Source organism: Lysinibacillus macroides (genome assembly GCF_001281525.1).
Lineage (GTDB): Bacteria > Bacillota > Bacilli > Bacillales_A > Planococcaceae > Lysinibacillus > Lysinibacillus macroides.
This window is the reverse complement of record NZ_LGCI01000006.1, coordinates 152,424-178,931: the sequence shown is the minus strand read 5'-3', so window position 1 is coordinate 178,931 and position 26,508 is coordinate 152,424. Positions and strand designations below refer to the sequence as shown.

Below are 26,508 nucleotides of genomic sequence, written 5' to 3'. Positions count from 1 at the left end.
TTGTTTTTATGGAGGAAAAGGAAATTGTCATAAGATACTATCAATTATTGACAACAGTTTGAGAGTTGTTATAATTTATGTATATCGAAATTCGATATAACGTAAACTGATATAAGGAGGAATCATTTTGAAAAAAAGATTTTTATCAGCATCATTGGCGATGATTTTAACAACATCTGCTGTACTTCCTGCAACCATACAAGAGGTACATGCCGCTAATGAAACACATGGTGTAGTTATTGCACAAGAGGAACAGTTATCAGCGCAGGAATTTTTAAATTTAGCTGTAACAACTTTAACATTCCAGCATGGATCAGATTCAATGCGTCAGCAAATTATAGATAAATGGGTAAAAACTGAGGAGCTTACAGATTTAACTGTAGCGATTAAACGTGATGAAGCAGCCCGTATTTTAGTAAGAGCTTTAAATAAAGAAGACCAAGAAGCCTCACTTGCAGCCTATTGGGAAAAAGCAAGTAAACTTGGCTTATGGAATGGTGTTTCCATTAATAATGAATATATTTCAACACAGGATGCAAATAAAATTTTAAGCAATGCTAAAAATATTAAAAATGCTACAAATAACGAAGGTGTTCCAGAAATCTCTGTGGAGGATTTTATGAAAAACCCTGGGAATTTTGGTTATGAGCTTTCACCTGATGGCAATTATATTACATTTTCCTCTGCATGGGAAAATCGCTTCAATGTATTCGTAAAAAAGATGAATGATGATAGTGAGCCAGTTCGTGTTTCCAATTCAACAGACCGTGATATTGCAGGATTCTTCTGGAAGGACGATACATTACTTTATTTAAAGGATAATGGGGGCGATGAAAACTACCATATTTATTCAACGACATTTAATGGTGCTAAGGAACAAGATTTAACACCTTATCCAAATGTAACAGTAGGGATATTAAGTGGTCTTCAAGGTGTTAAAGATGAAATTCTAATTATGATGAATAAAGAGGATGCAACCGTTTTTGATGTGTATAAGCTAAATGTTAAGACGGGTGAAACAACACATGTTACTAAAAACCCAGGAAATATTGCAGACTGGTTAGCCGATCGCAATGGAGAAGTGCGCGTTGCTGTAGCTTCTGACGGTGTAGAAGGAACTATTCTTTACCGCGATTCTGAGCAAGACGAATTTAAACCATTTATTGAAATCGAAGCAGGCGATGACGTGATGCCCTTAGCTTTCTCAAAAGATAATCAATATATTTATGCTACATCTAACAAAGGCAGAGATAAAGTAGAAGTTGTGAAGTATGACTTAGAAGGTAATGAGCAAGTGATTATGTCCAATGAGGAAGTCGATGTTGCAGGCGTGTTATATAGCGCTGAACAAGATAAGGTATTATATGGTGCATATATTACTGATAAACCGCATTATCAATTCTTTGACGAAAACTTTGAACAGCTCTTCCGTAAAATTCAAGACAAGCTTGGTGTTCATGAAAGTGAATTAGGCATTAATGATTACAATAAAGAGATGACAAAATTTATTGTCAGCATTTCAAGTGACACAGTCTATGGGAAGTATTACTACTATGACTCAACAACAGATGAACTGACAGAGCTAGCCACGTTAAGCCCTTGGTTAAATCCTGAAGAGCTAGCTGAGATGCATCCAATTTCTTATAAGAGTCGAGATGGTTTAATAATAAATGGCTATTTGACATTACCGAAAAATAAAGAGGCAAAAAATCTGCCGCTTATTGTCAATCCACATGGTGGACCATGGGCTCGTGATATGTGGGGCTTTAACCCAGAAGTTCAGCTTTTAGCAAATCGTGGCTATGCTGTATTACAAGTGAATTTCCGTTCTTCCACTGGCTATGGTAAGGAATTCCTACAGGCTGGTAATAAGCAATGGGGTCTAAAAATTCAAGATGATATTACAGATGGCGTGGAATGGGCGATTGACCAAGGCATTGCAGACCCTGAGCGTATCGGTATTTATGGTGCATCATTTGGTGGCTATGCGACATTAGCTGGTATTACGTATACACCTGATTTATATGCCGCAGCAGTGGATTACGTAGGTGTATCGAATATCTTTACATTACTTGATACGATTCCGCCATACTGGGAAACGATGCGCAATATGTTTTATGAACGAGTAGGTCATCCAGAGGAAGATAAAGAATTATTAACAGCTGTATCACCTGTCTTCCATGCAGATCAAATTAAAACACCATTATTTGTTGCTCAAGGTGCAAATGATCCACGTGTTAATAAAGCGGAATCCGACCAAATTGTGGAAGCCTTACGTGCTAGAGGTGTAGATGTAGAGTATATGTTAAAGGATAATGAAGGGCACGGCTTTGCAAATGAAGAAAACAGAATCGAATTTTATAATGCTATGATAAAATTCCTTGATACACATTTAAAATAATCTAAACAACAAGGCATTGCTGTGTAGGTCATCTACACGCAATGCCTTTTATAATAGATGATGGACATTTTTATAGCTATTTTTATGGCGTTCTAATAATGAAAGACAGTAGACTAATTCTTTCATTCCCTCTTCAATAAGATGTTCATCAACCTGGGAGATACTTAAGCGAATAAGATGATCCTGTTGATAGGCTGGCAAAAACATTCTGGCGGCATCATCCATCCATATATTTTTTTCGTGTAATAAATGAACAAGCTGCTTGGCACTTATATGCGCTGGCAGGATAATAGAAAGATAAAATCCAGAAGTCGGCTTCGTGAAAAAAGTATGGCTAGGTAGCAATGCTTCGCAGGCTATCTGTAAAGCGTTCATTTTTCTGCTATAGAGCTCTTTTATCGCTTTAATATGGCTGTTAAACATACCACTTTTTAAATAAATATCTAACGCACCCTGTGAAAGCACAGAGCTATTGAAATCAGCACTAAATTTATAGCGGGAAAAATCATTAATCATTAAAGCTGGAAGTACCACTACGCCTACTCGTAAGCCAGGTAAAAATACCTTTGAAAAGCTTTTAATATAAATCACTCTGCCAGAAGGATTATAAGCAAATAATGGATCTGACTTCGTGTTTGGATCTAAATCCCCTAAAAAATCATCCTCCACAATATAAACATTATACTTTTCGGCAAGCTCTACAATGCGTTTTTTCTCATCATTTGTATAGCTATGGCCAAGTGGATTATGAAATCTCGGTACAATATAGAAAAATTTTATATCATTGTTGCGAAAAATATACTCCAGCTGCTCTAAATCAATACCCTCCATTGTTAGATCAATGCCAAACGTAGTAGCTTGCTGAAGACGGACAGACTCGATAAAGCCAAAATAGGTGGGCTGCTCAACTAATATATTGTGTTTGCCGTTTGGAAAGGGCATGGACGCTAATAAATGCAGTGCTTGCTGAGAGCCTGACACAATAAAGAGCCGCTCAGGATTGGTAAAGACCTGCAAGCCTTGCAAATACTTTGCTAATTGAACACGTAGAGAAGAAAGTCCCTGCTGATCATTATAACTAAACAATTCCTCCTTGTAAGTGTCAATGGCTTGGTTTATACAATGCTGAAATTCTATATACGGCATAATGCGTTTATCTGGCCCAGCAGATAAAAAATCAATGATCTGTGGCTGTGTGCTAGGCTGGGTAGCTTTATTGACAACGTAATAGCCACTTTTGGGGATAGAAAAAATAAGGTGCTCTTTTTCTAGCTCATTATAGGCTCGTATCACTGTATTTTTACTACATGAAAATTGCTGAGCTAATTGTCTTACCGATGGCAGCTTGCTACCTGTAGTCAATATGCCCTTCGCAAGCTGGGTCTTAATATCCTTAATAATTTCTAAATATTTGGTCTGCATTATGGCTCTCTCCTTTAACTGTACCAGGACAGATGATAGAAAATTCTATTTATTTTTGATATGGCTCCTTTTACTATTGAGTATACTAGGGACAGATGGCATGGAAAATAGGAGGTCGGGAATAATGCAGGAACGAAAAACAGAAAAAGTAGGATTACTGTTAGGATTATTAGGGGTTATTTGCTTTAGTTTAACATTGCCCGCAACGAGTGTAGCTGTACCCTATTTTGGCGCAACCATTGTAGGCTTAGGGAGGGTCGTGCTGGCAGCAATCATTGTAGCGATTGTGTTATTTATGAGAAAAGAAAAATTACCCACTGTTCGTCAATTTAAAAGCTTATTGCTTGTATCGTTTGGGGCAGTATTAGGCTTTCCTTTATTGACTTCTTGGGCGATGGTTAGCTTACCGGTTTCCCATGGTGCTGTAGAATTAGCGCTTTTACCTCTAGCAACAGCAGGCTTTGCCATCATGAGAGCAGGAGAGCGGCCTTCCTTGAAATTTTGGCTTTCTAGTGTTACGGGTGCGATAGCAGTTATTGTTTATGCGGTTTATCTTGGACTAGGGCAATTACATTTAGCCGATTTAGCATTATTAGCAGCAGTGGTCATATTAGGTCTTAGCTATGCAGAGGGTGGTCAACTAGCGAAGGAATTAGGAAGCTGGCAAGTGATTGCCTGGGCTATTCTCATCGCTGCACCATTCTTTATTATTCCAGTTTTCCTGCATTTCTCAATGGAGATGCTTTATGCTCCTATAACAGCGTGGATAAGCTTGTTATATTTAGCTGTTGTTAGTCAATTTTTAGCCTATGTAGCCTGGTATAGTGGTATGGCACTTGGCGGCATTGCAAGAATAAGTCAAATTCAATATTTACAGCCTTTTTTAATGATTCTTTTTGCCACACTCTTTTTAGGTGAATCCATTACTTGGTTTACAATCGCTGTAGCTATTATTGTGGTGACATCGGTGATTATTGGCAAAAATACGACCGTTACAAAAACACAGACTACGGCTGTACCATCAAAAGCTCTGAATAAGTAAAGGATACGGCTCTTCCTATATAATAAGAGAAGGAGGTGCACAATGCTGGTAAAGTTTTTTAGTCGGGTAAATTGTCCATTATGTGTCGAGGGCTTACATACATTAAAACTTGTACAGGAGGATATACCCTTCGACATTGAGGTTATTGATATTGAATTGGATGATCGTATTCATGAAAAATATATGCTGATGATTCCTGTAGTTGAATTGGGTGATCAAGTCATTCAGTACGGTAAGCTGGATTATGCCACATTGATGGAGTATTTGAATGAGGCATAGCCCATATATCAGAGCTTTTATTCGCTATAATCCACACAATTCACAAATTGTTCAATGAAAGCGTTTTGAATTTGAACAGTTTGTGAAGACCTTCACATTGGGCTTCCTTTTCCATAAAATCGGCGTAGAATAGGTATCAAGCAAGAAGTTGTTATAAAACAGTCGGTGAAAATTATTATAGATTTTGGAAGTTGTTATATTACAAAAAAACAATATTGAAGGGAGATTTTACAATGTGGGTTATTACAGTATTTGAGAAGAAGGATGTTCGTATTTTTGAATTTACAAATAAAGGTGAAGCAACAAAAGCGTTAGAAGGATTTAAGAAAAACGCAATTTTATCCTTTACAAAATAAGCAAATCAAAGCCTCGTAGTGTTTTCAACGCTGCAAGGCTTTTTTTTTATACAATAATTTTGAATCTACTTGCTCTTTCAAATAAAGCATATTATAATTAAAGTGTAAGTGGGACACAATTTAAAATAGTGGGACTAAAAATATCCCATTATGATAAAAAGGGAGTAGATAAATATGTTAACTGTTCCTGAGGCACAGCAAAGGCTACTTCCTGAAATGTATCCGCTTCTGCAATTGAGATATCGAATTTTACAAACCGTTCAACTTATGCAGCCTATCGGACGACGTACTCTCGCAGACACCTTAAAAATGACGGAGCGAGAAATACGTAAAGAAACGGATATTTTACGTGAACAAGGGTTATTAGATTCACAAAAATCGGGTATGGTATGTACAGATGATGGTGAAGTAGTAATTGAAAAATTAAGAGCACTTGTTTATGAATGGTCGGGTCTAACCCAGCTAGCGAAACAGCTCGAAACGCATTTTGGTATACAACGTGTAGTTGTTGTGCCAGGTGATTACAACGAGGACGATACGATATTGTCCTTGCTTGGCAAAGAAGCGGCGTTACAATTTATGTCAACAGCTTTTGAAGGACAGGTAGTAGCCGTCACAGGTGGGAAATCAGTAGCATCTCTTGCGCAATTTCTTCACCCATTAGAAACAACAAAAGATATCACATTTGTTGCTGCACGCGGGGGCATTGGACATGATATGCAAATGCAAGCAAACACACTTGTTGCAACATTTGCCATGCAGATGGAGGCGCAGTACCGTACATTATTTTTACCTGAGTATTTAAGTGAGCAGGCTTATCAAGCATTGTTAACAGAGCCGATGGTAACAGAAATGATGACGTTTTATGATCATGCAGATTGTGTCATTCATGGAATTGGCTCTGCAGAGGAAATGGCGATTCGCCGTAATTCTTCTCCTGAGGATTTACGAATTTTAGAGGAGAAGGGCGCTGTCAGTGAAGCGTTTGGTTATTACTTTAATACTGAGGGAGAGATGGTACATCGGATACGTACGATTGGCATTCAGCTTGAACAGGTGAAAAACAGTCAACAAGTGATTGCAGTAGCAGCAGGAAGACAAAAAGTCAATGCCATGCTTTCTTATTTTAAGGTAGCACCAAAGCAAACAATATTTATCACAGATGAAGCGGCTGCAAAAGCTATTGCTGCTCGTTTACCAGCTAGTGAAAATAGTTATTTTGAATAACCAGATAAAACCAGTCACTCATTTTCAGAAGTGCCATAGCATTTTTTGAATGAGCATAAATTAACTTTGATGTCTCTCTTACTTGAGACATATACTACACATTATTGGAGGAATTAACAATGGCATTAAAATTAGCGATTAATGGATTTGGACGTATTGGACGTTTAGTATTTCGTGAGGCAATGGAGCATAATGAAATTGAAGTAGTAGCTGTCAACGATTTAACGGATGCTGGTCAACTTGCACATTTATTGAAATATGATTCAGTACACGGTATCTATGATGCTGAAGTCAATGCAGATGAAGATTCTTTCGTAGTAAATGGCAAACGCGTAAAAGTATACGCTGAAAAAGACCCAGCACAATTGCCTTGGGGCGAACTAGATGTAGATGTAGTGCTTGAATGTACTGGCCGCTTCCGCTCAATGGAAGAGGTAGGCAAACATGTAGAGGCAGGTGCGAAAAAAGCAATTCTTTCTGCACCAGCGAAAGGCGCGATGCCAACATTTGTAATGGGTGTAAACCATACAGACTACAACTCAGCAACGGATAATGTAATTTCAAATGCTTCTTGTACAACAAACTGTCTTGCACCAGTAGCAAAAATATTAGATGAAAAATTTGGCATTGAGCGCGGTATGATGACAACAATTCACTCTTATACAAATGACCAACGAATCCTAGACTTCCCGCACTCAGACCCACGTCGTGCGCGTGCTGGAGCAGTATCTATGATTCCAACAACAACAGGTGCAGCTGTAGCTGTCTCAAAGGTATTACCACAATTAAAAGGGAAGTTAGACGGCTTCTCTATGCGTGTCCCAACACCTAACGTTTCATGTGTAGACTTAGTGGTAGAGCTAAAAGAAGAAGTAACAAAAGAATCCATTAACGCAGCCTTAAAAGAAGCTTCTGAAAATGAACTTAAAGGTATTCTTGGTTACAATGAGCTACCATTAGTATCAATTGATTACAATGGTAACCATCACTCATCAACTGTAGATGGTCTTTCTACAATGGTGTTAGAAAATAAAATGGTAAAAGTTCTTGCTTGGTATGATAATGAAATTGGTTACTCTACTCGCTTAATGGACTTAGCTTTATACATTGCAGATCAAGGCTTAAACAATAAATAAGCATCACATTTCAACACTTTTCGCAATAAGTGTGACATAATACTACTTTTATGTACAAAAAGTATAGCCTTTATAATATCTAATCGATATAATATACAAGGGTAAAGGGAGTAAGGGAATTTACCCTTACTCCCTTTTTAGTAATTACAAGACATCAATCGTAACTTTTGCTACTATAAAAGCAAGTATAAGGGTTCATGATCAAAAGCTGGAGATTGACGTTACTTTTTGACAATGTACCAAAAAATACCTTGATAAAACACTAACAAGCTTTGAAGGGAGTTTCTTCATGTTAAATAAGAAGACAATGACAGATATTGATGTAAAAGGTCAACGCGTTTTTGTGCGTGTAGATTTTAATGTACCGATGGCAGACGGCACTATTACGGATGAAACACGTATTCGTGCAGCAATCCCTACAATTGAGTATTTAGTAGAGCAAGGTGCTAAAGTGATTTTAGCCTCACACTTAGGTCGTCCAAAGGGTGAAGTAAAAGAGGGTATGCGCTTAACAGCCGTTGGTATCCGCTTAGCTGAGTTAATCGGTAAGCCTGTGACAAAGCTGGATGAATCAATTGGACAAGAGGTAGAGCAAGCGATTGCCAATATGCAAAATGGTGACATTGTGTTACTTGAAAACGTGCGCTTCCATGCAGGTGAGGAAAAAAATGATCCAGCATTAGCACAGCAATTTGCACAACTAGCTGATATCTATGTCAACGATGCTTTCGGTGCAGCTCACCGTGCACATGCTTCTACTGAAGGAATTGCTAAGCATATTCCAGCAGTCTCAGGCTTCCTTATGCAAAAGGAGTTAGATGTACTTGGCAAAGCATTGTCAAACCCTGAGCGTCCATTTACAGCAATTATTGGAGGAGCCAAAGTAAAGGATAAAATCGGTGTTATTGAGAACCTCTTAGAAAAAGTAGATCACTTAATTATTGGTGGTGGCTTATCGTATACATTCATCAAGGCACAAGGTTATGATATTGGTAAATCTTTGTTAGAGGAAGATAAAATTGAGTTAGCAAAATCCTTTATTGATAAAGCACAAGCAAAAGGCGTACAACTACATATGCCAATCGATGCGGTTGTAGCAAATGAATTTTCACAAGATGCCGAAACGCAAGTTGTCGATATAGACGCTATTCCAGCTGATTGGATGGGACTTGATATTGGACCTAAAACTGCTGCTCACTTTGCAGATGTTATTCAAAACTCTAAGCTAATTATTTGGAATGGACCAATGGGTGTCTTTGAAATAGATAAGTTTGCAAACGGCACAAAAACAGTTGCTGATGCAATGGCAGCAACAGCAGGCTACACAGTAATTGGGGGTGGCGATTCAGCCGCTGCTGTTGAAAAATTTGCAGTAGCCGATCAAATGGATCATATTTCTACAGGTGGCGGGGCTTCCCTAGAATTAATGGAAGGTAAAGAGCTTCCAGGGATTATTGCACTAAACGATAAATAAGCCAAATAAAAAATTCGGAGGCAAAACAATGCGTAAACCAATTATTGCAGGTAACTGGAAAATGTTTAAAACATTTGAAGAAGCTATTCAATTTGTAGATGCAGTACAGGATAAGCTTCCTTCGAATGATAAAGTAGATGCTGTTGTTTGCGCACCAGCTCTTTACCTACCTACACTTGTGCAAGTTGCTAGTGAGTCAGAGCTAGCAATCGGTGCACAAACAATGCACTATGAAAATGAAGGTGCCTTTACTGGTGAAATTAGCCCAGCCCAGCTAGCAAGTGTAGAGGTTGACTATGTCATTTTAGGACACTCAGAACGTCGCGAATACTACAATGAAACAGATGAAGCGATTAATAAAAAGGTAGCAGCAGCACTTGCACATAATATTGTACCAATTATTTGCTGTGGTGAAACGCTAGAGGAACGTGAAGCTGGCACAACAGAGCAAAAAGTTGCTGGTCAAATTAAAGCAGCACTTGCTAGGTTTGAAGCACAGCAAGTAGAGCATATGGTCATTGCATATGAACCGATTTGGGCGATTGGTACTGGTAAAACTGCTACAGCAGACGATGCAAACCAAGTATGTGGAGCGATTCGAGCAGTAATCGAGGAGCTATATAATGCTGAAACTGCGAATGCTGTGCGCATTCAATATGGCGGTAGTGTGAAGCCTGATAACATTCAGGAGCTTTTATCGAAAGAGCATATTGATGGTGCTTTAGTTGGTGGAGCAAGCTTACAGCCAGAATCTTATTTAACATTATTGGAGGCGGCAGCAAATGCCTAAAAAGCCAGTAGCATTAATTATTTTAGACGGCTTTGCATTTCGAGATGAAACATTCGGGAATGCAGTAGCACAGGCGAATAAGCCAAATTTCGATCGATATTGGAGCCAATTCCCTCATGCGACATTAACAGCAGCGGGAGAAGCCGTTGGATTACCTGAAGGACAGATGGGAAATTCCGAGGTGGGGCACTTAAACATCGGTGCTGGACGTATTGTTTACCAAAGCTTAACACGCTTAAATAAATCCATTCGCGATGGAGATTTCTTTACGAATCAAGCCTTTTTAGATGCAGTAGCACATGTTAAAGCCCATCAGTCAAAGCTACATGTTTTGGGCTTATTGTCAGACGGTGGTGTTCATAGTCATTATGAGCATATGTTTGCATTGTTAAGGCTTGCTAAGCAACAGGGTATAGAGGATGTTTTTGTACATGGCTTCTTAGATGGCAGAGATGTTGGACCAACAACAGCTATCGGCTATATAGAGGAAACCGAAAAACAAATGGCTGACATTGGCGTTGGTCAATTTGCGTCTATCCATGGGCGTTATTATGCAATGGATCGTGATAAGCGTTGGGATCGTGTAGCCCTCACATATAATGTACTGGTTGATGGTGTTGGACAAACAGCAGACAGTGCAAAAAGTGGTGTAGCTGAATCCTATGAGCGTGAAGTAACTGATGAATTTGTCATCCCATTTAGCATTGAAGAGCATGGTGAGCCAGTAGCAACAATTGGCGATCATGATGCAGTGATTTTCTTTAACTTCCGTCCTGATCGTGCGATTCAGCTATCAAAAGTGTTTACAAATGAAGCATTCGATGGTTTTGCAATATCTGCAAAGCATCCAAAGAATTTAAAATTTGTATCCTTCACACATTATAGTGATGAAGTCAATGCACAGGTTGCTTATGAAAATGACAACTTGAAAAATACAATTGGTGAAGTATTAGCGACGAATGGGAAAACACAGTTGCGGATTGCGGAAACTGAAAAATATCCACATGTTACATTCTTTATGAGTGGTGGACGTGAGGAAAAATTCCCTGGTGAAGAACGTATTTTAATTGCTTCTCCAAAGGTGGCGACATACGATTTAAAACCTGAAATGTCTGCCTATGAGGTGACAGAAGCCTTACTTGCAGAAATTGCGGCTGAAAAATTTGATGGCATTATTCTTAACTTTGCCAACCCTGATATGGTTGGTCATAGTGGAATGCTGGAGCCAACCATTAAAGCCATTGAAACAGTAGATGAATGCTTAGGGAAAGTAGTAGACGCACTCCTTGCAAAAGGTGGCGCAGCTATTATTACAGCTGACCATGGCAACTCTGATGAAGTGTTAACTTTAGCAGGTGAGCCAATGACAGCTCATACAACAAATCCTGTTCCAGTAATTGTGACAAAATCAAATATAATGTTAAGAAATGGTGGTATTTTAGCCGATTTAGCGCCAACCATGTTAGAATTATTAGAGGTGTCACAGCCTACTGAAATGACAGGACAATCATTAATTGAAAAAGAGGAGAATTAATTATGCCATTTATTACACAAGTTTATGCGCGCGAAGTTTTAGACTCACGTGGGAATCCAACAGTAGAGGTTGAGGTATTTACAGAATCAGGTGCTTTTGGCCGTGCCATCGTACCATCAGGTGCATCAACAGGTGAATACGAGGCAGTAGAATTACGCGATGGTGACAAAGCCCGTTACCTAGGCAAAGGTGTATTAAAAGCAGTTGAAAATGTCAACACAACGATTGCACAAGAATTAGAAGGTAACTATTCAGTCCTTGATCAGGTTGTCATTGATAAAGCTTTAATCGAGCTAGATGGCACAGAAAATAAAGGCAAGCTAGGTGCTAACGCAATTCTAGGTGTATCCATGGCAGTTGCACATGCTGCAGCAGATTATTTAGATGTACCTCTTTATCAATATCTTGGTGGGTTTAACTCTAAGCAATTACCAGTACCAATGATGAACATTTTAAATGGTGGGGCTCATGCAGATAACAATGTAGACATTCAAGAATTCATGGTTATGCCTGTTGGAGCTGAATCTTTCCGTCATGCATTACGCATCGGTGCTGAAATTTTCCATAACTTAAAAGCTGTTTTAAAAGAAAAAGGCTATAATACAGCAGTTGGTGATGAAGGTGGTTTCGCACCAAACCTTGGCTCTAACGAAGAAGCGATTACAGTCATCCTAGAAGCGATTGAAAAAGCGGGCTACAAACCAGGTGAAGAAGTTAAGCTTGCAATGGACGTTGCATCCTCTGAACTTTTCAATAAAGAAGATGGCAAATACCACTTAGATGGTGAAGGTGTTGTGAAAACTTCTGAAGAAATGGTTGATTGGTACGAAGAGTTAACAAATAAATACCCAATCATTTCAATTGAGGACGGCTTAGATGAAAACGACTGGGCTGGACACAAGTTACTAACAGAGCGTATCGGTAGCCACGTACAATTAGTAGGGGACGATCTATTTGTAACAAATACAAAAAAATTAGCAGCAGGTATTGAGCAAGGTGTAGGAAACTCTATCCTAATCAAAGTAAACCAAATCGGTACATTAACAGAAACATTTGAAGCAATTGAAATGGCGAAACGTGCTGGCTATACAGCAGTTATCTCTCACCGCTCTGGTGAATCAGAGGATGCAACAATTGCTGATATTGCAGTTGCAACAAATGCTGGACAAATTAAAACAGGTGCGCCATCACGTACAGACCGCGTAGCTAAATACAACCAACTTCTTCGCATTGAAGATCAGCTTGGTGTAACAGCAGAATACCTGGGTTTACAATCGTTCTATAACCTTCGATAATAAATAATTGATGAAAATTGCCTCAAAGCCTTTGGGGCAATTTTTTATTTGGAAAATAGTAACGTCCCCTTTATTTATTCGCGTATAATGAAGAAAAAGTGGAAGGAGATTGGCTATGGACATTATTCAATCATTAAAGGAAACTTTACCGATTTTTCATGAGATTTTTAACAAAGAAATAGCGTTAACCATCAATAGCGCGGAGGAAAGAAAGGTTCTCTTTGTGTTAGAGGGAACAAAAGTGAAAACGAATTTACAGGTCGGCACGATTATTGAGGATACACCTGATTTTCGCAGTGTTACGAAAGGTGAAATTTTAAAACGGGATATTCCAAAAGAGTATTTTGGTGTTCCAATGCATACAGAGCTTTATCCTATTCGTGAAAAAGGTAAAGTTGTTGCTGTCTTAAGCTTGCTCTTTCCAAACGATGCGCAGGAAAAAGTAGAAAACTTTATGGACAACCTCCAAACTACGATTCGAGGGCTGCAATTAAAAGTACATACCATCGCGGCACATTCAGAAGAATTATCCGCAACAAGCGAAACCATTACTGAAAAATCTCGCCATGCCTTGGAAAACTCTTCACGCTCTAATGAGATTACAGATTTTATTAAATCCATTTCGAGACAAACGAATTTACTTGGCTTAAATGCCTCAATAGAAGCAGCACGTGCGGGGCAATATGGTGCAGGATTTAATATTGTCGCACAGGAAGTTCGTAAGCTTTCAAATGAAACAGCCACAGCGACAGAGCAAATCGAAGCCTCTCTTAAAACCATTACAAGTAATGTGCATGCACTTATGGAAAGCATGGAGCAAATTGAATCAGCCTCCAATGAGCAGGCTGAGCTTGTTCAACAATTTAGCGAGGCCATCGAAACATTAAGTGAAATAAGTGGACAAGTGGAACTTTATGTGAAAGGAATATTGCGCTAGATCAAAAAAGGGTGGGCTTCGGTCAAAGGTAAGGATTCAAATGATCAAAAAAGAGAAACTTCGCTCAAAAACGAGGAGCAAGTGATCAAAAAAGAGAAATTTCGCTCAAAACGAACAGTAAGTGATCAAAAAAAGAAGAACTCCGCTCAAAAGTAAGGGACAAGTGATCAAAAAAGGCGTATCTGAAATGCGACTTTCAGATACGCCTATAGTTTTAGTTAATTGCTTGTAAAAGTTTTTTTGATACATAAAATTCAGTGCCATTATAGACATTGATAGTGTCAAATATATGCGTTTTTGCTGTATTTGTAGAAGCTTGCTCATAGCTCATTGTATTTTTGTTAACAGGAATTTTGACTGTAATATCTGCTTTTTGTGCCACAAATACTGGATTTTCCTTATCAGCTAAATCAATTTTTGTTATAAAGCCTTTTTCTGTTAAAGCCTTTGTTGCTGGTACATATAAATCATTTGTTAATGTATTTAAGTCAAAGCCCATAAATTGCGCCATAGCATGGGCTAAATCCGTATTCTCTACCAGTCCTGTTACTTTAGTAGGTCCGAATGAATATAAGAACACATCATCACCTGTATGTCCACCTGTTGTAAAGCCAATATTAGCACGATTTGCAAGCATTTTAACCATTGCATTGCCTAGGTTTTCAGCGGATTGCAATGTAGCTAGCTCGTCCTCCGTTAATGCATCTAATCCATAAAGTGTTGCAACTTCTACTAAATTAGAACGATCCTCTTTTAATTGGCTTAGTGCACCTTCAATTGTCATAGATGCCTTTTTCAATGGATCAATATAGGAAGAAACTGGGATGCTCGAGTAAGTGCTTGTGGTGTTAGCATTCCCCATTGTAATGCCGCTATTGCCATGGTCTGTTACAGCAATAACAAGGGTGTTGCCATCTTCCTTCGCAAAATCAACTGCCTCCTTGACAGCATCATCAAACGATAAAATATCACTAATCATACCAATCGTATCGCTGGCATGTGCCGCCCAGTCTACCTTACTGCCTTCAACAAATAGGAAGAAGCCATCTTCATCCTTTTTCAGTGTATTAATTGCTTTATTTGTCATTTCAGCTAATGTGGGCTCAGAAGGCCTTGTGGTTGTACGGTCAAAGTCGTAAGCTAGATCACTTGGTGCAAAGCTACCCCAAATTTTAGAGGCGTTTGTATTTAATAATTCATCGCGTGTTTGGACAAAATGATAGTTCTTTTGTTGTAAAACATTTAGCAAATTTTCACCATCTTTACGAGCATTTTTCACTGAGCCTAATTTGAAGGCAGATGTTTCATCACTTAGCTCACCAGGTATTAATGAATCTAAGCCACCACCTAAAACAACATCGATATTTTGATAAACTTGTTGCTCAGCAATATCGTCATATTGACTTCTATTTGTAGCATGTGCTGAAAAACCTGCTGGTGTTGCATGTTGAATTTCAGAGGTAGCAATTAAGCCTGTTGCTTTTCCTTGCTGCTTTGCTCCCTCTAAAACATTTGCAACAGGTCTAAAAGCATCCTCTTGTGCAATTTGCGTCAATCCAGGTGAATTCACTACAGAGGGTAATACACCTATATATTTATCATTTGATTTATGACCAGTTGCTAATGCTGTAGCGGCAGGCGCAGAGTCTGTAATTGCTGATTCTGCTGAGTATGTACGCACAGCACCTGATAAAATTTCGTCCATTGCTAAGTCTTCGCCTTTATACCAACGAGAAAGGGTTACAGCATTATTACTGCTGCCATCCATTACAAGCATAATAACATTTGTTGGCTTTTCCCCTTCAGCAGCTTGCACCTCTTGTTGTGGGATACTAACTGCAGATAAAGTCACTGCACTTGCTAAAAACAATGAAGTCCATTTTTTTGTGTAGTTCATAATTATCCTCCTCGTATATTAGTAGTAAGAGCTCTTTCCGATAGAATTTCCAGTTGATCCGGACAGCTGGAGGATCTGTTGGATTTCCTATAGGAAGTGGTCGCCAATTGGCTCCCTCACTCCTGTTTTATGTTTTACCTGTTTGCCCCTGGTTTGACCGAGGGAGCCAAAAGGAAATCACTATTTTCATTATTTATCATCTTTTCTTAAAGTATTGCTCACAGGTGCTTGCCTGTTTATTTGTCATACACTTTTTTAACCCAATTTTATAGCACAAGGGCGAAGGATGGAGGAGGCTCCATTTCAGTACTTCGTCCTTTTTTATGACAACTTTTATTTCACTCAGACTGTGCCCATGAGACAATGGAACGGACAAGGTATTCGCAGGAAATAGCTTTTCCTCCTTGCGGACACGCATGTGTACTGCTTCATAAGCCTGCTACCCATCGTTCATTATGGAAGGTCTAACCACTGGCTGCGACGCAATGATTGAAGAGAGTGTAGCGCTCAATTATGGTCTTCTCCATGCGATTGCTCATCACGAGGCAGACATCGATGATTCGACTGGGCACCCAGGTCTGCGTGTATCTTGATTAATTCCCCCTTTAGGAGGTGATTGGCATGTCACAAATGCTAGTCGGTATTGACGTGAGTTTGCGCTCCCATCATGTCCATTTCATGCATGGAGAGGGTCACACACTCGCTGATTTTTCTGTTCGAAATGATGTAGAAGGTGCGGACACCTTGATTCAAAAAATTATACGAACAGCGGAAAAAAATCAAACAGATCAATTAAAAATTGGGATGGAAGCCACGGATCAATATAGTTGGCACCTTGCCCATTACTTAAAAGCACAATGTAAGAAAGTAGTACCACATCTTCAAACAGCGATTTATATGCTCAACGCACGTAAAGTTTCCCGTTTTAAGAAGGGCTATGATATGTTACCGAAAAACGACAAAATAGACGCCTGGGTTATTGCGGATCATCTACGCTTTGGACGATTGCCACATGAAATGCAAGAAACCTTAATTTACGATGCACTTCGTCGATTAACACGCACGCGCTTCCATTTAGTCCATGAAATTGCCCGTAATAAAACATACATGTTAAATCAACTGTACTTAAAATTTAGTGGCTTACGCCAAGATAATCCGTTCTCCGATACATTCGGTGCGACAAGTGTCGCGGTGATAGAAGAACTAGATCCAGGTATCATTGCCGATATGCCTTTAGAGGAGCTCGTAGAGTTCCTACAAGAGAAAGGCAAAAATCGTTTTGTGGCGCCAGAGGAGATGGCGAAATATCTCAAGCAGCTCGCTCGCAATTCCTATCGTTTAGATAAAGTGATGGCGGATCCCGTCAATCTTTCTTTATCAGTCATTCTGAGCACGATTCAGCACATGGAAACCCAAGTAAAGCGTTTAGATAAAGAAATCGAACGCATGATGAAAGGTATTCCGCAAACATTAACATCAGTAAAAGGCATCGGTCCCGTGTACGCAGCGGGCTTAATCGCAGAGATTGGCGATATCCATCGTTTTGATGATCACCACGCTTTAGCGAAATACGCAGGTTTCGTATGGACACAGCATCAATCAGGTGAATATGAGTCTGAAAACACCAGTCGGATGCGAACCGGCAATAAGTATTTACGCTATTATCTTGTACAAGCTTCAGACGCCATACGAAAACATGACACCGAATATAAAGCCTTTTATCAAAAGAAATATCAAGAAGTAACCAAGCATCAACACAAACGCGCTCTCGTCTTAACCGCTAGAAAACTTGTACGGCTCGTGCATTCGCTACTACGCACGAAACAGCTGTACACGCCCAAAGAAGAAAGGAGAGAATAACGAACACTTTCTCGCTTTTCTTTAGTTAATTTGCAACTTCCATTTTTTAACTTTTTAAGTTGGAAAACGTGAGGTTTATTTGAGTGCGCCTTAAAGTGGCGATGAATAAGCTTTCGCACTTAGGAATTTCCAATTTTGATGTTTTTTATGGTTGACATTTCACCACTGGGCTTAAAGTGAATTCATCTGTAAGTGTAAAGGAGGATTGTGAAGCTACCGTTAAACCATTGTTAATAAAGGATGGTAATATTGTAAATAAAAAGGGGTATAGAATCTGGGAGGAAATCACGCAGATTCTCTGGATATATTATAACTTTTGCTGATGCTCTAAACCGTCTAGTGTTTCATAATATAAAATACCCTCATGAATGTATAAGTTAAGTACCTCATCTTCGTATAATATTTCCTCTGAGCCATCTTCAACATTAATTTTTGTTAAATAACCTGCATTATCATAATCACTACAATAAATCGCATTATTAGTAGCAGCTAAATAATAACAGGCTGTTTCGGAAATTTGTGTACGCTGCTTTTTTATAAGATCGTAACTATAAATCATACTATCTTCAATACTATTGTAATAGATAACATCCTCAATTGTATCTGCATACCAAATATCATGCATAAAATCATAGTCATTGCTAGTAGCTGCAAAATAATTTTCAGTCGCCCATAGATGATCTTGGCTGAGTTTTTCATCATTCACTAAAAAATATTCATAGGAAATGGTATAGGGCTCCTCAGGGGCGACATCATTCCAAGTTGTATCGAGATGATACCAATTGTCATCAACACTCACTAAATTCCAAGCATGTAGCTGATCCTCACTATAGCCATAAATATATTTCGCTTTGAGATCAGCCGCTAGTAATAGACGATAAGCAAGCAATGCATAAGCCTGACATACCGCTGTTTGTTCATTTATCAATTCAAAAGCCGTTTGTCCCTCTGTCGATCCTTCTTCTGTATAGGTAGCTAGCCGAACAATATAATCATTAATGACTTTAACGCGATCAAAATCAGCCATGCCAGTCGCTATATGCTGCTCAGCAAAAGCTTCCACATATTGGTCCACTTGTTGCTCCTTCTTAGCATCTGTTAAATAATCAATGGACAGCTCTACTAAATAGCCATCATTGGTTTCCCAAGCTGTCCATTCATAGTTAAGGAAATAGCCAGCCGTATAAGGATTGACAAAGGTAAGTAGACTATTTAAGTCATTGAGCTGTACTTCAAAATCGTCAAAGCTAAGCTTTCCTGTATAAGGAACTTCAAAGTGTTGCTCAAATTTTGCCACCTGCTTTTCTACCTTCTTCGTAAACTGTAGTAAGGCTGGGTCGTCTTTAAATAATGTGGTGGAAAATAGCTCGGAGGGTGAAAAAACGGTAGATAATGCTTTGCTCTCAGGCCTTTTTATCTCCTCATTTTCTGTATCATCCGTAAATGTTGCTGTGGTAGTATCTTCTTCCTCAAGGAGTATATTGAGTGCTTTTGAGCATCCTATCAGAGACGTAACCATACAGCATAGGAAAAGCACAGCAATTATTTTTTTATTCATCGCTTAAATCCCCCAAATAACTATCAGTATTTCTATTATAATCCAATTATAGAATGGTTTATATCCACAATTAGTAGCAGAAATCGACAAATAGTCGTGTGTAAAGTAGGTAATTTTCTCCTAATCCTCAGGCTATGTTTGTCATGCCAATTTTTTTTTGTTATAATATAGTCTGTTGTGATGTTTCAAAGTTCGGGAGGTGCAGTGTATGCATACAGTATTGTTAGTTTCATTAGTAATCATATCATTAGCATTGATTGTTGTTGTCTTACTTCAATCAAGTAAAAGTGCAGGCTTATCAGGTGCCATCTCGGGTGGAGCTGAGCAACTATTTGGAAAACAAAAGGCACGTGGTATGGACTTAGTCCTTCATCGTGCAACAATTGTGTTAGCTATCATATTCTTTATTTTAGCAATCGCTATTACAAAAATCTAATAGTTGAAAATAGATCGCCTAACCAAATCGGTTGGGCGTTTTCTTTTATCATTCGCAAATGGAAAATTTTCTCTCTGTTATAAAAGAAAAGCCAAGTGCCATTTGCTCAAGTATGGTTAAAATGGCTATACTAGAGAGAGGTTGAATGTTTGAGAATAAAGGAGTATTTGCAATGAAAAAATCACTATCACAGCCATTTTTCTTTCAATCAGGGCCACGTGCCGTTTTATTATTACATGGCTTTACAGGTAGTTCTGCAGACGTGCGTATGCTTGGTAGATTTTTAGAGAAAAAAGGGTATACTACATTAGCACCTCACTATAAAGGTCACGGTGTGGAACCCGAAGAACTGATCACAACAGGACCAGCAGATTGGTGGCAGGATGTTGTAACCGCCTACCAACAGTTACGGGATGCTGGCTATGAGGAAATTGCCGTTGCTGGTTTGTCATTAGGCGGTGTGATGGCATTAAATGTGGCATTGACTCATCCAATAAAGGGGATTGTCACAATGTGCGCTCCTATGACAATGCGGACAACAGACATAATGTTCGAGGGCGTTTTAAAATATGCCAAGGACTATAAAAAATTCCAAGGTAAGTTGGATTCGCAAATTGACGAAGAAATTTTGCTAATCATGGAACAAAGTATGCCATCATTGCAGGAGCTACGTGAATTTATTGCACGTACACGTCAAGAAATTGATATGATTTATGCGCCTATTTTTGTTGTACAAGCAACAAATGATGAGGTGATAGATCCAGAATCTGCAAATATTATATATAATCAAACTGAGTCACTGGAAAAGCATATCAAGTGGTATGAAAACTCCAAGCATGTTATTACATTAGATCAAGAAAAAGATCAATTACATGAAGATATTTATCACTTTTTAGAAAGCCTAAATTGGGCACAATAATATAGAGGATTTTTAAATGAAGGAGGGAAATATATGAAAGATACATTACAAAGTCGAATACTCGACTTTTTGAGTCAAGAGGATTACCAGCCATTAACCGTTGGTGAAATTGAGGAAGAGTTTGGATTTGAGGACGCTGAAGAATTTAAGGAGCTTGTAAAAACGCTTGTCCGCATGGAAGGGCAGGGCTTAGTTGTACGTTCTCGCTCCAATCGCTATGGTCTACCAGAGCGTATGAATTTACTAAGAGGCAAATTTATTGGTCATGCGAAGGGCTTTGGTTTTGTCACACCCGATATCGAGGGCATGGATGATGTATTTATTCCACCGCATGAAACAAATGGTGCCATTAATGGTGATACAGTTTTAATTCGTGTCCTAAAGGAATCATTTGGTGATCGCCGAGAAGGAACCGTGACGAAAGTCGTCGAGCGTGGTCAAACAAGCTTTGTCGGTACATTCCAGGCAAATCGTGGCTTTGGCTTTGTTGTCTTAGACGATAAAAAGCTACCAATGGATATCTTTATTGCAAAGGGTGATACATTGGGCGCAGTCGACGGACACAAAGTTGTTGTGGAGATTGCAACATGGCCGGAGGATTTAAAATCGGCAACAGGCTATATTACAAAAATTTTAGGGCATAAAAATGACCCTGGGGTAGATATTTTATCAATCTTATATAAGCATGACATTCCACCTGAATTTCCAGACGAGGTCATTGCTGCTGCCCAGCGCGTGCCAGATGAAATTACCGAGGCCGATTTAGTGGGTCGCCGTGATTTACGACATGAAACAATTGTAACGATTGATGGTGCAGATGCAAAGGACTTGGATGATGCGGTAACCGTAACGAAAAATGGAGATGGTACTTATAAGCTTGGCGTACATATTGCAGATGTTAGTTATTATGTAACGCAGGGCTCTGTCATTGACATTGAAGCTTATGACCGTGCTACAAGTGTTTATTTAACAGACCGTGTCATTCCAATGATTCCACATCGTTTATCGAATGGTATTTGCTCATTAAATCCACAGGTTGATCGTTTAACACTATCCTGTGAAATGATTATTGATGCGAATGGAAATGTGGTTGCCCATGAAATTTTCCAAAGTGTCATTAAAACGACTGAGCGCATGACCTATAAGGATGTTTATAAAATTTTAGAGGAGCAGGATGAGGCATTACTTGAACGCTATGAGTCACTTGTTCCTATGTTTAACAATATGAAAGAGCTGTCCAATATTTTACGTCATAAACGTGAAATGCGAGGGGCAATTGATTTTGATTTTAAAGAATCCAAAGTCATTGTCAATGAAGAGGGCTGGCCAGTAGATATTGAATTACGTGAACGTACAGTAGCTGAGAAGCTAATTGAAGACTTTATGCTCGCTGCCAATGAAACCGTGGCAGAGCACTTCCACTGGATGAATGTACCGTTCATCTATCGTATTCACGAAGATCCAAAGCCTGAAAAGCTACAACGCTTCTTTGAATTTGTCACGAATTTCGGTATTTTAATTAAAGGTACAGGCAATACCATTCATCCTAAGGCATTACAGGATGTATTAAAGGCGATTGAAGGTATGCCAGAGGAGCCTGTTATTTCAACAATGCTACTACGCTCAATGCAACAGGCAAAATATTATCCAGAAAGTCTTGGACACTTTGGTTTATCAACGGATTTCTATACACACTTCACATCACCAATTCGTCGTTATCCAGACTTAATCGTCCATCGTTTAATTCGCACGTATTTAATCAACAAGGATACGTCGAGAGAAACAATTGCACAGTGGAGTATGGCGATGGATGAAATTGCTGACCACACATCCGAGCGTGAACGTCGTGCTGTGGATGCTGAACGTGATACAGACGCACTGAAAAAAGCACAATATATGTCGGACAAAATTGGCGAAGAATTCGAAGGAATTGTTTCATCCATTACAAACTTTGGTATTTTCGTGGAGCTACCAAACACAATCGAAGGACTTGTCCATATTAGCAATATGACAGATGATTACTACCGTTTTGATGATCGTCAAATGATTATGATCGGAGAGCGCACGAATCGTCAATTCCGTATTGGTGATGAAGTGAAAGTCCGCGTGGCTAATGTCATTATTGAGGAGTCATCCATTGACTTTGAAATCGTGGGAATGGTAACTTCATATGGACGAACACGCAAAGCAACACCTACTGTTATTCATGCACGTAAAAATTACAGCGATAACAAAGGTGGCCGCAGTCGCCGAAGCACACGCAGTGATGAGGAAAGAGGCGGACGTAGAGGCAGTCGTCAAGAGGAAGACAGAGGTAGTCGTGGCTCCAAGCGCGGTGAAAATGATCGCGACCCACGTGGACGTCGCAAAGACGACTCAAGCCCAGGTCCTAAAAAACGCGTAAAACAAAAGCAAAAGTTCTATGAGGGCATTGCAAAAAAAGGCAAAAAGAAAAAAACAAAGCGTAAATAAGCATAAGCGAAAGCAGCCCGTCAACGGGTGCTTTCGACCTTTTAAGTAGAGGGTGAAAGATATGGCAAAAGGTACGGGTAAAGTATTAGCACAAAACAAAAAAGCAGGCCATGACTACTTCATCGAAGAGACAATTGAAGCAGGCATGGTACTAACAGGCACAGAAATCAAATCCATCCGTGCAGGCAAGGTCCAGCTGAAAGACTCCTTTGTCCGCATCCGTAATGGCGAAGCATGGATTAGCAATATGCACGTTAGCCCATTCGATCAAGGCAATCGCTTCAACCACGATCCACTACGCGCGCGCAAGCTGCTGCTCCACAAGAAGCAAATCGGCGAGCTAGTCGGAGCCGTAAAACGTGACGGCTACACAATCGTCCCATTAAAAATGTACATCAAGGACGGCTACGCCAAGCTCCTAATCGGCGTAGGTAAAGGGAAAAAAGACTATGATAAACGCGATGACATGCGTAAAAAAGAAGCAAAACGCGAAATGGAACGTGCCTTCAAAGCAAAAAATCAATTTTAATAGATTGAAAGAAAGCTCACTGCTGGATCACGGTGAGCTTTTTGCTTTTGGTGGGAAGCGGATGAAGGCGTGTGGTGTGCCGGGTCAGGCGGATGGAATGGATAAAGTGACGGATAGAACAGCGAGAGTGATGGATAGGAAAACTATTGATGATATAGGAAGCTGCCGTTTTTGGGTAGTAGGCTCTTTGCTTTGAGTATAGGGAAGCAGAACAAGGGGAGTGGATAGAATGGAGAAAGTGATGGATAGGAAAAACTAAATGATGATATAGGAAGCTGCCGTTTTGGTAGTGGAATTTTTGCTTTGAGTATAGAGAAGCAAAGCCAGGGTAGTGGATAGAACAGCAAAAGTGAAGAATAGAAAAAACACACTGGTAGATAGTTTGTAATATTCAAGCCAATTTTTTCTAAGTTGGCAGGAAACTTGAACTATCATCCGTTTTGTTTTATAATAGGTATTACTGATTGCCAGATTTCATGGAAGCGTACTTTTAAGCTCCCACCGTACTAGAAGCAATTCTAGCTCTTTGTTTGAACGAGGCTAATCTGCTTTAGTTCATGTTCAAGGGGACGTTACGGATTCGACAGGGATGGTTCAAGCTTTAGTCGCGCGTCGGAGGGCTCGGCTCCGTCATCAACGACAGTTATATAATAACTGGCAAACAACAAAACTTAGCTTTCGCAGCGTAAGCTCTTAAGCGCTCTGCCTCTCTATCGCCCATGTAGAGAACGTGGGGCCCAACTTTAGTGGGATACGGTCGATGGTGCCACCTGAGTCATCGGCAAGAGATTTTCAGGTTAGCGTACAGGACGCCTGTTTGTCGGCATAATGTTACGTGAATCGTAAATAGGCAAACTACACGCGTAGAAGCTGAAGTATTGGAGTCTTTGGACGCGGGTTCGACTCCCGCCGTCTCCATACATAAAGATGAGCAATATTGTAGCGCTAAATAAGGATAAAGGTACCAGCATCTAAAATGAGTGCGGATACAGATACTTTAAATACATTTGGCTATGAATTATTTACTAAACTTTTACTGAAATTAAGGTTAAGCAGTACACCAATATAGGAAAAAGGTTTACATCAACAAAATAAGGTATACTATATTTGTTGAATAGATTTCTTTAAAGGCAGGAAAAGTAGGTGAACCAAAGTGGGGAAATATCAATTGGATACTAAAGGTAAGGTGGCTGTGGCAAAGTATCAAGAAAAACACAAGCCAGCCAAATTTGATAAAAAGCAGCAACTTGAGAAAATACGTGTGGAGTATTTGAAAAAGAAGCAAGAACAAACAGAACAATAATTTGAATGAAAACATAGGAAGACAAAAATCTCCCTATGTTTTTCTTTGATATTGACGGTAGAATTGATTATTTTCAAATTGCAGATTCGGTGACAGAAAACTTGTCATTAGATATCCATTCCTCATTAATTGATTTTGACATCTCTTGTACCGCCCTAATATCTTTTTTTGCTCATACTCCGTTCATATGTTGTCATCGGAAGACATCTTCATTGGAAAAACAAATAAAAGATTTGGTATGAACTGACCTAGTCATTTGAGACACACATAAAACACCTAATTAGGCTGCTTGCTTTCCAAATTCAAGGGGAGTTAAATAGCCTAATTTTTCTTGTATTCGCTCCTCATTATATTCTTTCATATATTTAATTACACGTAATCTAGTTTCCTCATTTGTTAACGAATGATGTTTCACTCGTTGAAATTCCTCTGTTTTTATATTGGAATGGAACGATTCAATCACCGCATTATCCCAACAGTTTCCTCGACGTGACATGCTAGGGCGACACTTCATCTCCTCCAATAAATTTTGATATGCGTAAGATGTATAAACACTCCCTTGGTCCGAATGCACAATCACTCCTTTGGGATCATTTCTAGCTTCTAAAGCCGCCTTTAATACATCCATTACCAAGAGGTGTCTGTTGATGGTCATAAAGTTTGTATGCAACAATCTCGTTATTATATAGGTCCAAAACCGTCGCTAAATACATGGTTGTTGATCCATACTGAATGTACGTAATATCTGTTACCCACTTTTCATTGGGCGCCGTAGCTGTAAAAGAGCGAGCTAATAAGTTAGGGGCGATTATTTCGGGTCCCTGATCCGCTTTAAATCGACGTTTCTTTTTCACCCGACATTGGAGGTTGTGCTTTTGCATCCATTTTTGAACGGTATTACGGTTCAACTGATAGCCATATTCTTTGTGTAATAAATGCTTAATTTTACGGTGTCCATAACGATACTTCGTTTTCTCACAAAGCGTAATAATGGCCGTTTCAATGGGAGAATGTTCATCAACGCCTTCTTTCGTCCAACGATAATATGTTGCACGTGGGATATCTAACACCTCTAAAATGAGTGTGACTGTATATTTCTTACGTAACTTCGCCACGGTTTGTAAGATTACTTTCCGTTCAACTCCTTTGCGATTTCCATAAACTTTTTTAAAATCTCATTCTCCATTTCAAGATGCATCATTTTACGATCCTTCATTTCTTGTTCACTTTTTCCTTCGGGTCCATGCCCATACGTATACTGCTTGCCTACTGGTTGATCAAAGCGATAAAGCTCCTTATTTTTGTACCAACGCATCCATGTTTCCACTTGCGATTTATTTTTAATCCCGTATTTCTCCATAATCTCTTTCGTCGTTAATTTACCTGCTAATTTTTCTTTCACAACGGCCCACTTTACATCAGAAGAATAACTACTCCTTGTCATAGAAAAACACCTCCAGAATGATTGAATATGTACATGTTTATACATACCCATTTCAGAGGTGTTTTATGTTGTCTTATGAAATTAGGTTAGTCCATAACCATTTAATAATAGCTAGCTCTTTTTGGTCCATTCTTCTGCTAATTTTTCTTTTATTTTCCTAAAAAGAAAAGATATAATTTAATAAAGTAATTGGAAAA

The 26,508-nt window shown here is 39.1% G+C and carries 21 protein-coding genes, 1 other RNA gene and 1 pseudogene; 19 read left to right on the top strand and 4 right to left on the bottom strand.

Translation table 11 applies throughout. The annotated features are described in order from the left end of the window. Positions 1 to 127: 127 nt before the first annotated feature. Positions 128 to 2,401: a S9 family peptidase gene (locus ADM90_RS11130; RefSeq protein ID WP_053995092.1), complete on the top strand. Its 2,274-nt coding sequence runs from the start codon at positions 128 to 130 to the stop codon at positions 2,399 to 2,401. A 48-nt stretch (positions 2,402 to 2,449) separates the two neighbouring features. On the opposite strand, the gene ADM90_RS11125 is transcribed toward ADM90_RS11130, so the two are convergent. Next, positions 2,450 to 3,823 carry an aminotransferase-like domain-containing protein gene (locus tag ADM90_RS11125; RefSeq protein ID WP_053995091.1) on the bottom strand — a complete coding sequence of 458 codons (1,374 nt, stop codon included), beginning with the start codon at positions 3,821 to 3,823 and terminating at the stop codon, positions 2,450 to 2,452. A gap of 124 nt (positions 3,824 to 3,947) precedes the next feature. Between ADM90_RS11125 and ADM90_RS11120 the strand changes: the two genes are divergently transcribed. The 10 genes from ADM90_RS11120 to ADM90_RS11080 all read left to right on the top strand — a co-directional run bounded on the left by ADM90_RS11120 (position 3,948) and on the right by ADM90_RS11080 (position 13,893). Further along, positions 3,948 to 4,865: a DMT family transporter gene (locus ADM90_RS11120; RefSeq protein ID WP_053995090.1), complete on the top strand. Its 918-nt coding sequence runs from the start codon at positions 3,948 to 3,950 to the stop codon at positions 4,863 to 4,865. Between the two features lie 42 nt (positions 4,866 to 4,907). Continuing rightward, complete coding sequence (locus tag ADM90_RS11115) at positions 4,908 to 5,144, top strand: glutaredoxin family protein (RefSeq protein ID WP_053995089.1); 237 nt, start codon at positions 4,908 to 4,910, stop codon at positions 5,142 to 5,144. A gap of 233 nt (positions 5,145 to 5,377) precedes the next feature. Beyond that, positions 5,378 to 5,500: a hypothetical protein gene (locus ADM90_RS25340; RefSeq protein ID WP_268766627.1), complete on the top strand. Its 123-nt coding sequence runs from the start codon at positions 5,378 to 5,380 to the stop codon at positions 5,498 to 5,500. Between the two features lie 174 nt (positions 5,501 to 5,674). Next, on the top strand, positions 5,675 to 6,727 hold the full coding sequence (locus ADM90_RS11110; protein WP_053995088.1) for a sugar-binding transcriptional regulator: 1,053 nt from the start codon (positions 5,675 to 5,677) through the stop codon (positions 6,725 to 6,727). 119 nt (positions 6,728 to 6,846) lie between these two features. Further along, positions 6,847 to 7,863: a type I glyceraldehyde-3-phosphate dehydrogenase gene (gene gap / locus ADM90_RS11105; protein WP_053995087.1), complete on the top strand. Its 1,017-nt coding sequence runs from the start codon at positions 6,847 to 6,849 to the stop codon at positions 7,861 to 7,863. 289 nt (positions 7,864 to 8,152) lie between these two features. Then, positions 8,153 to 9,337, top strand: coding sequence for a phosphoglycerate kinase (locus ADM90_RS11100; RefSeq protein WP_053995086.1), 1,185 nt, complete (start codon positions 8,153 to 8,155; stop codon positions 9,335 to 9,337). Between the two features lie 28 nt (positions 9,338 to 9,365). Next, positions 9,366 to 10,127, top strand: coding sequence for a triose-phosphate isomerase (tpiA, locus tag ADM90_RS11095; protein ID WP_053995085.1), 762 nt, complete (start codon positions 9,366 to 9,368; stop codon positions 10,125 to 10,127). Then, on the top strand, positions 10,120 to 11,661 hold the full coding sequence (gene gpmI / locus ADM90_RS11090; RefSeq protein ID WP_053995084.1) for a 2,3-bisphosphoglycerate-independent phosphoglycerate mutase: 1,542 nt from the start codon (positions 10,120 to 10,122) through the stop codon (positions 11,659 to 11,661). The genes tpiA and gpmI overlap by 8 nt, the downstream gene beginning before the upstream one ends. A gap of 2 nt (positions 11,662 to 11,663) precedes the next feature. Continuing rightward, entirely contained in the window at positions 11,664 to 12,956 is a 1,293-nt protein-coding gene (gene eno / locus ADM90_RS11085) for a phosphopyruvate hydratase (protein WP_053995083.1), read from the top strand. Between the two features lie 115 nt (positions 12,957 to 13,071). Then, on the top strand, positions 13,072 to 13,893 hold the full coding sequence (locus ADM90_RS11080; RefSeq protein WP_053995082.1) for a methyl-accepting chemotaxis protein: 822 nt from the start codon (positions 13,072 to 13,074) through the stop codon (positions 13,891 to 13,893). Between the two features lie 214 nt (positions 13,894 to 14,107). On the opposite strand, the gene ADM90_RS11075 is transcribed toward ADM90_RS11080, so the two are convergent. After that, the gene (locus tag ADM90_RS11075; RefSeq protein WP_053995081.1) at positions 14,108 to 15,790 is read right to left on the bottom strand and encodes an alkaline phosphatase; all 1,683 of its coding nucleotides are present in this window, start codon (positions 15,788 to 15,790) and stop codon (positions 14,108 to 14,110) included. Between the two features lie 621 nt (positions 15,791 to 16,411). On the opposite strand from ADM90_RS11075, the gene ADM90_RS11070 reads away from it, so the two are divergent. After that, on the top strand, positions 16,412 to 17,650 hold the full coding sequence (locus tag ADM90_RS11070) for an IS110 family RNA-guided transposase (protein ID WP_053995080.1): 1,239 nt from the start codon (positions 16,412 to 16,414) through the stop codon (positions 17,648 to 17,650). Between the two features lie 307 nt (positions 17,651 to 17,957). Here ADM90_RS11070 and ADM90_RS11065 read toward each other — a convergent pair whose 3' ends face one another. Next, a complete protein-coding gene (locus ADM90_RS11065; RefSeq protein WP_053995079.1) occupies positions 17,958 to 19,208 on the bottom strand; it encodes a DUF5050 domain-containing protein in 1,251 nt (416 codons plus the stop codon). Positions 19,209 to 19,416: 208 nt separating this feature from the next. Between ADM90_RS11065 and secG the strand changes: the two genes are divergently transcribed. The 7 genes from secG (at position 19,417) to ADM90_RS24695 (ending at position 24,867) form a co-directional block, all read left to right on the top strand. Further along, a complete protein-coding gene (gene secG / locus ADM90_RS11060) occupies positions 19,417 to 19,644 on the top strand; it encodes a preprotein translocase subunit SecG (RefSeq protein WP_053995078.1) in 228 nt (75 codons plus the stop codon). 172 nt (positions 19,645 to 19,816) lie between these two features. Beyond that, the gene (locus tag ADM90_RS11055; protein ID WP_053995077.1) at positions 19,817 to 20,563 is read left to right on the top strand and encodes an alpha/beta hydrolase; all 747 of its coding nucleotides are present in this window, start codon (positions 19,817 to 19,819) and stop codon (positions 20,561 to 20,563) included. Positions 20,564 to 20,596: 33 nt separating this feature from the next. Beyond that, positions 20,597 to 23,035, top strand: a complete 2,439-nt coding sequence (gene rnr / locus ADM90_RS11050; protein ID WP_053995076.1) for a ribonuclease R — start codon at positions 20,597 to 20,599, stop codon at positions 23,033 to 23,035. A 61-nt stretch (positions 23,036 to 23,096) separates the two neighbouring features. Next, on the top strand, positions 23,097 to 23,564 hold the full coding sequence (smpB, locus tag ADM90_RS11045) for an SsrA-binding protein SmpB (protein WP_053995075.1): 468 nt from the start codon (positions 23,097 to 23,099) through the stop codon (positions 23,562 to 23,564). Positions 23,565 to 23,625: 61 nt separating this feature from the next. After that, positions 23,626 to 23,760, top strand: a complete 135-nt coding sequence (locus tag ADM90_RS25335) for a hypothetical protein (protein ID WP_268766626.1) — start codon at positions 23,626 to 23,628, stop codon at positions 23,758 to 23,760. A gap of 369 nt (positions 23,761 to 24,129) precedes the next feature. Beyond that, positions 24,130 to 24,485: a transfer-messenger RNA gene (ssrA, locus tag ADM90_RS23815) on the top strand. A 232-nt stretch (positions 24,486 to 24,717) separates the two neighbouring features. Beyond that, positions 24,718 to 24,867, top strand: coding sequence for a hypothetical protein (locus tag ADM90_RS24695; protein ID WP_053995074.1), 150 nt, complete (start codon positions 24,718 to 24,720; stop codon positions 24,865 to 24,867). Between the two features lie 280 nt (positions 24,868 to 25,147). On the opposite strand, the pseudogene ADM90_RS25550 reads toward ADM90_RS24695, so the two are convergent. Continuing rightward, a pseudogene (locus tag ADM90_RS25550) lies at positions 25,148 to 26,311 on the bottom strand (IS3 family transposase). Positions 26,312 to 26,508: the final 197 nt, after the last annotated feature.

Coding starts and splice junctions, on each gene's coding strand:
- ADM90_RS11080 (WP_053995082.1), top strand. CDS start 13,072: ATGGACATTATTCAATCATTAAAGGAAACTTTACCGATTTTTCATGAG.
- gpmI (WP_053995084.1), top strand. CDS start 10,120: ATGCCTAAAAAGCCAGTAGCATTAATTATTTTAGACGGCTTTGCATTT.
- ADM90_RS11065 (WP_053995079.1), bottom strand. CDS start 19,208: ATGAATAAAAAAATAATTGCTGTGCTTTTCCTATGCTGTATGGTTACG.
- tpiA (WP_053995085.1), top strand. CDS start 9,366: ATGCGTAAACCAATTATTGCAGGTAACTGGAAAATGTTTAAAACATTT.
- ADM90_RS11120 (WP_053995090.1), top strand. CDS start 3,948: ATGCAGGAACGAAAAACAGAAAAAGTAGGATTACTGTTAGGATTATTA.
- ADM90_RS11070 (WP_053995080.1), top strand. CDS start 16,412: ATGTCACAAATGCTAGTCGGTATTGACGTGAGTTTGCGCTCCCATCAT.
- smpB (WP_053995075.1), top strand. CDS start 23,097: ATGGCAAAAGGTACGGGTAAAGTATTAGCACAAAACAAAAAAGCAGGC.
- ADM90_RS11100 (WP_053995086.1), top strand. CDS start 8,153: ATGTTAAATAAGAAGACAATGACAGATATTGATGTAAAAGGTCAACGC.
- eno (WP_053995083.1), top strand. CDS start 11,664: ATGCCATTTATTACACAAGTTTATGCGCGCGAAGTTTTAGACTCACGT.
- rnr (WP_053995076.1), top strand. CDS start 20,597: ATGAAAGATACATTACAAAGTCGAATACTCGACTTTTTGAGTCAAGAG.
- ADM90_RS11075 (WP_053995081.1), bottom strand. CDS start 15,790: ATGAACTACACAAAAAAATGGACTTCATTGTTTTTAGCAAGTGCAGTG.
- ADM90_RS11125 (WP_053995091.1), bottom strand. CDS start 3,823: ATGCAGACCAAATATTTAGAAATTATTAAGGATATTAAGACCCAGCTT.
- ADM90_RS25335 (WP_268766626.1), top strand. CDS start 23,626: ATGAAGGCGTGTGGTGTGCCGGGTCAGGCGGATGGAATGGATAAAGTG.
- gap (WP_053995087.1), top strand. CDS start 6,847: ATGGCATTAAAATTAGCGATTAATGGATTTGGACGTATTGGACGTTTA.
- secG (WP_053995078.1), top strand. CDS start 19,417: ATGCATACAGTATTGTTAGTTTCATTAGTAATCATATCATTAGCATTG.
- ADM90_RS25340 (WP_268766627.1), top strand. CDS start 5,378: ATGTGGGTTATTACAGTATTTGAGAAGAAGGATGTTCGTATTTTTGAA.
- ADM90_RS11055 (WP_053995077.1), top strand. CDS start 19,817: ATGAAAAAATCACTATCACAGCCATTTTTCTTTCAATCAGGGCCACGT.
- ADM90_RS11110 (WP_053995088.1), top strand. CDS start 5,675: ATGTTAACTGTTCCTGAGGCACAGCAAAGGCTACTTCCTGAAATGTAT.
- ADM90_RS11115 (WP_053995089.1), top strand. CDS start 4,908: ATGCTGGTAAAGTTTTTTAGTCGGGTAAATTGTCCATTATGTGTCGAG.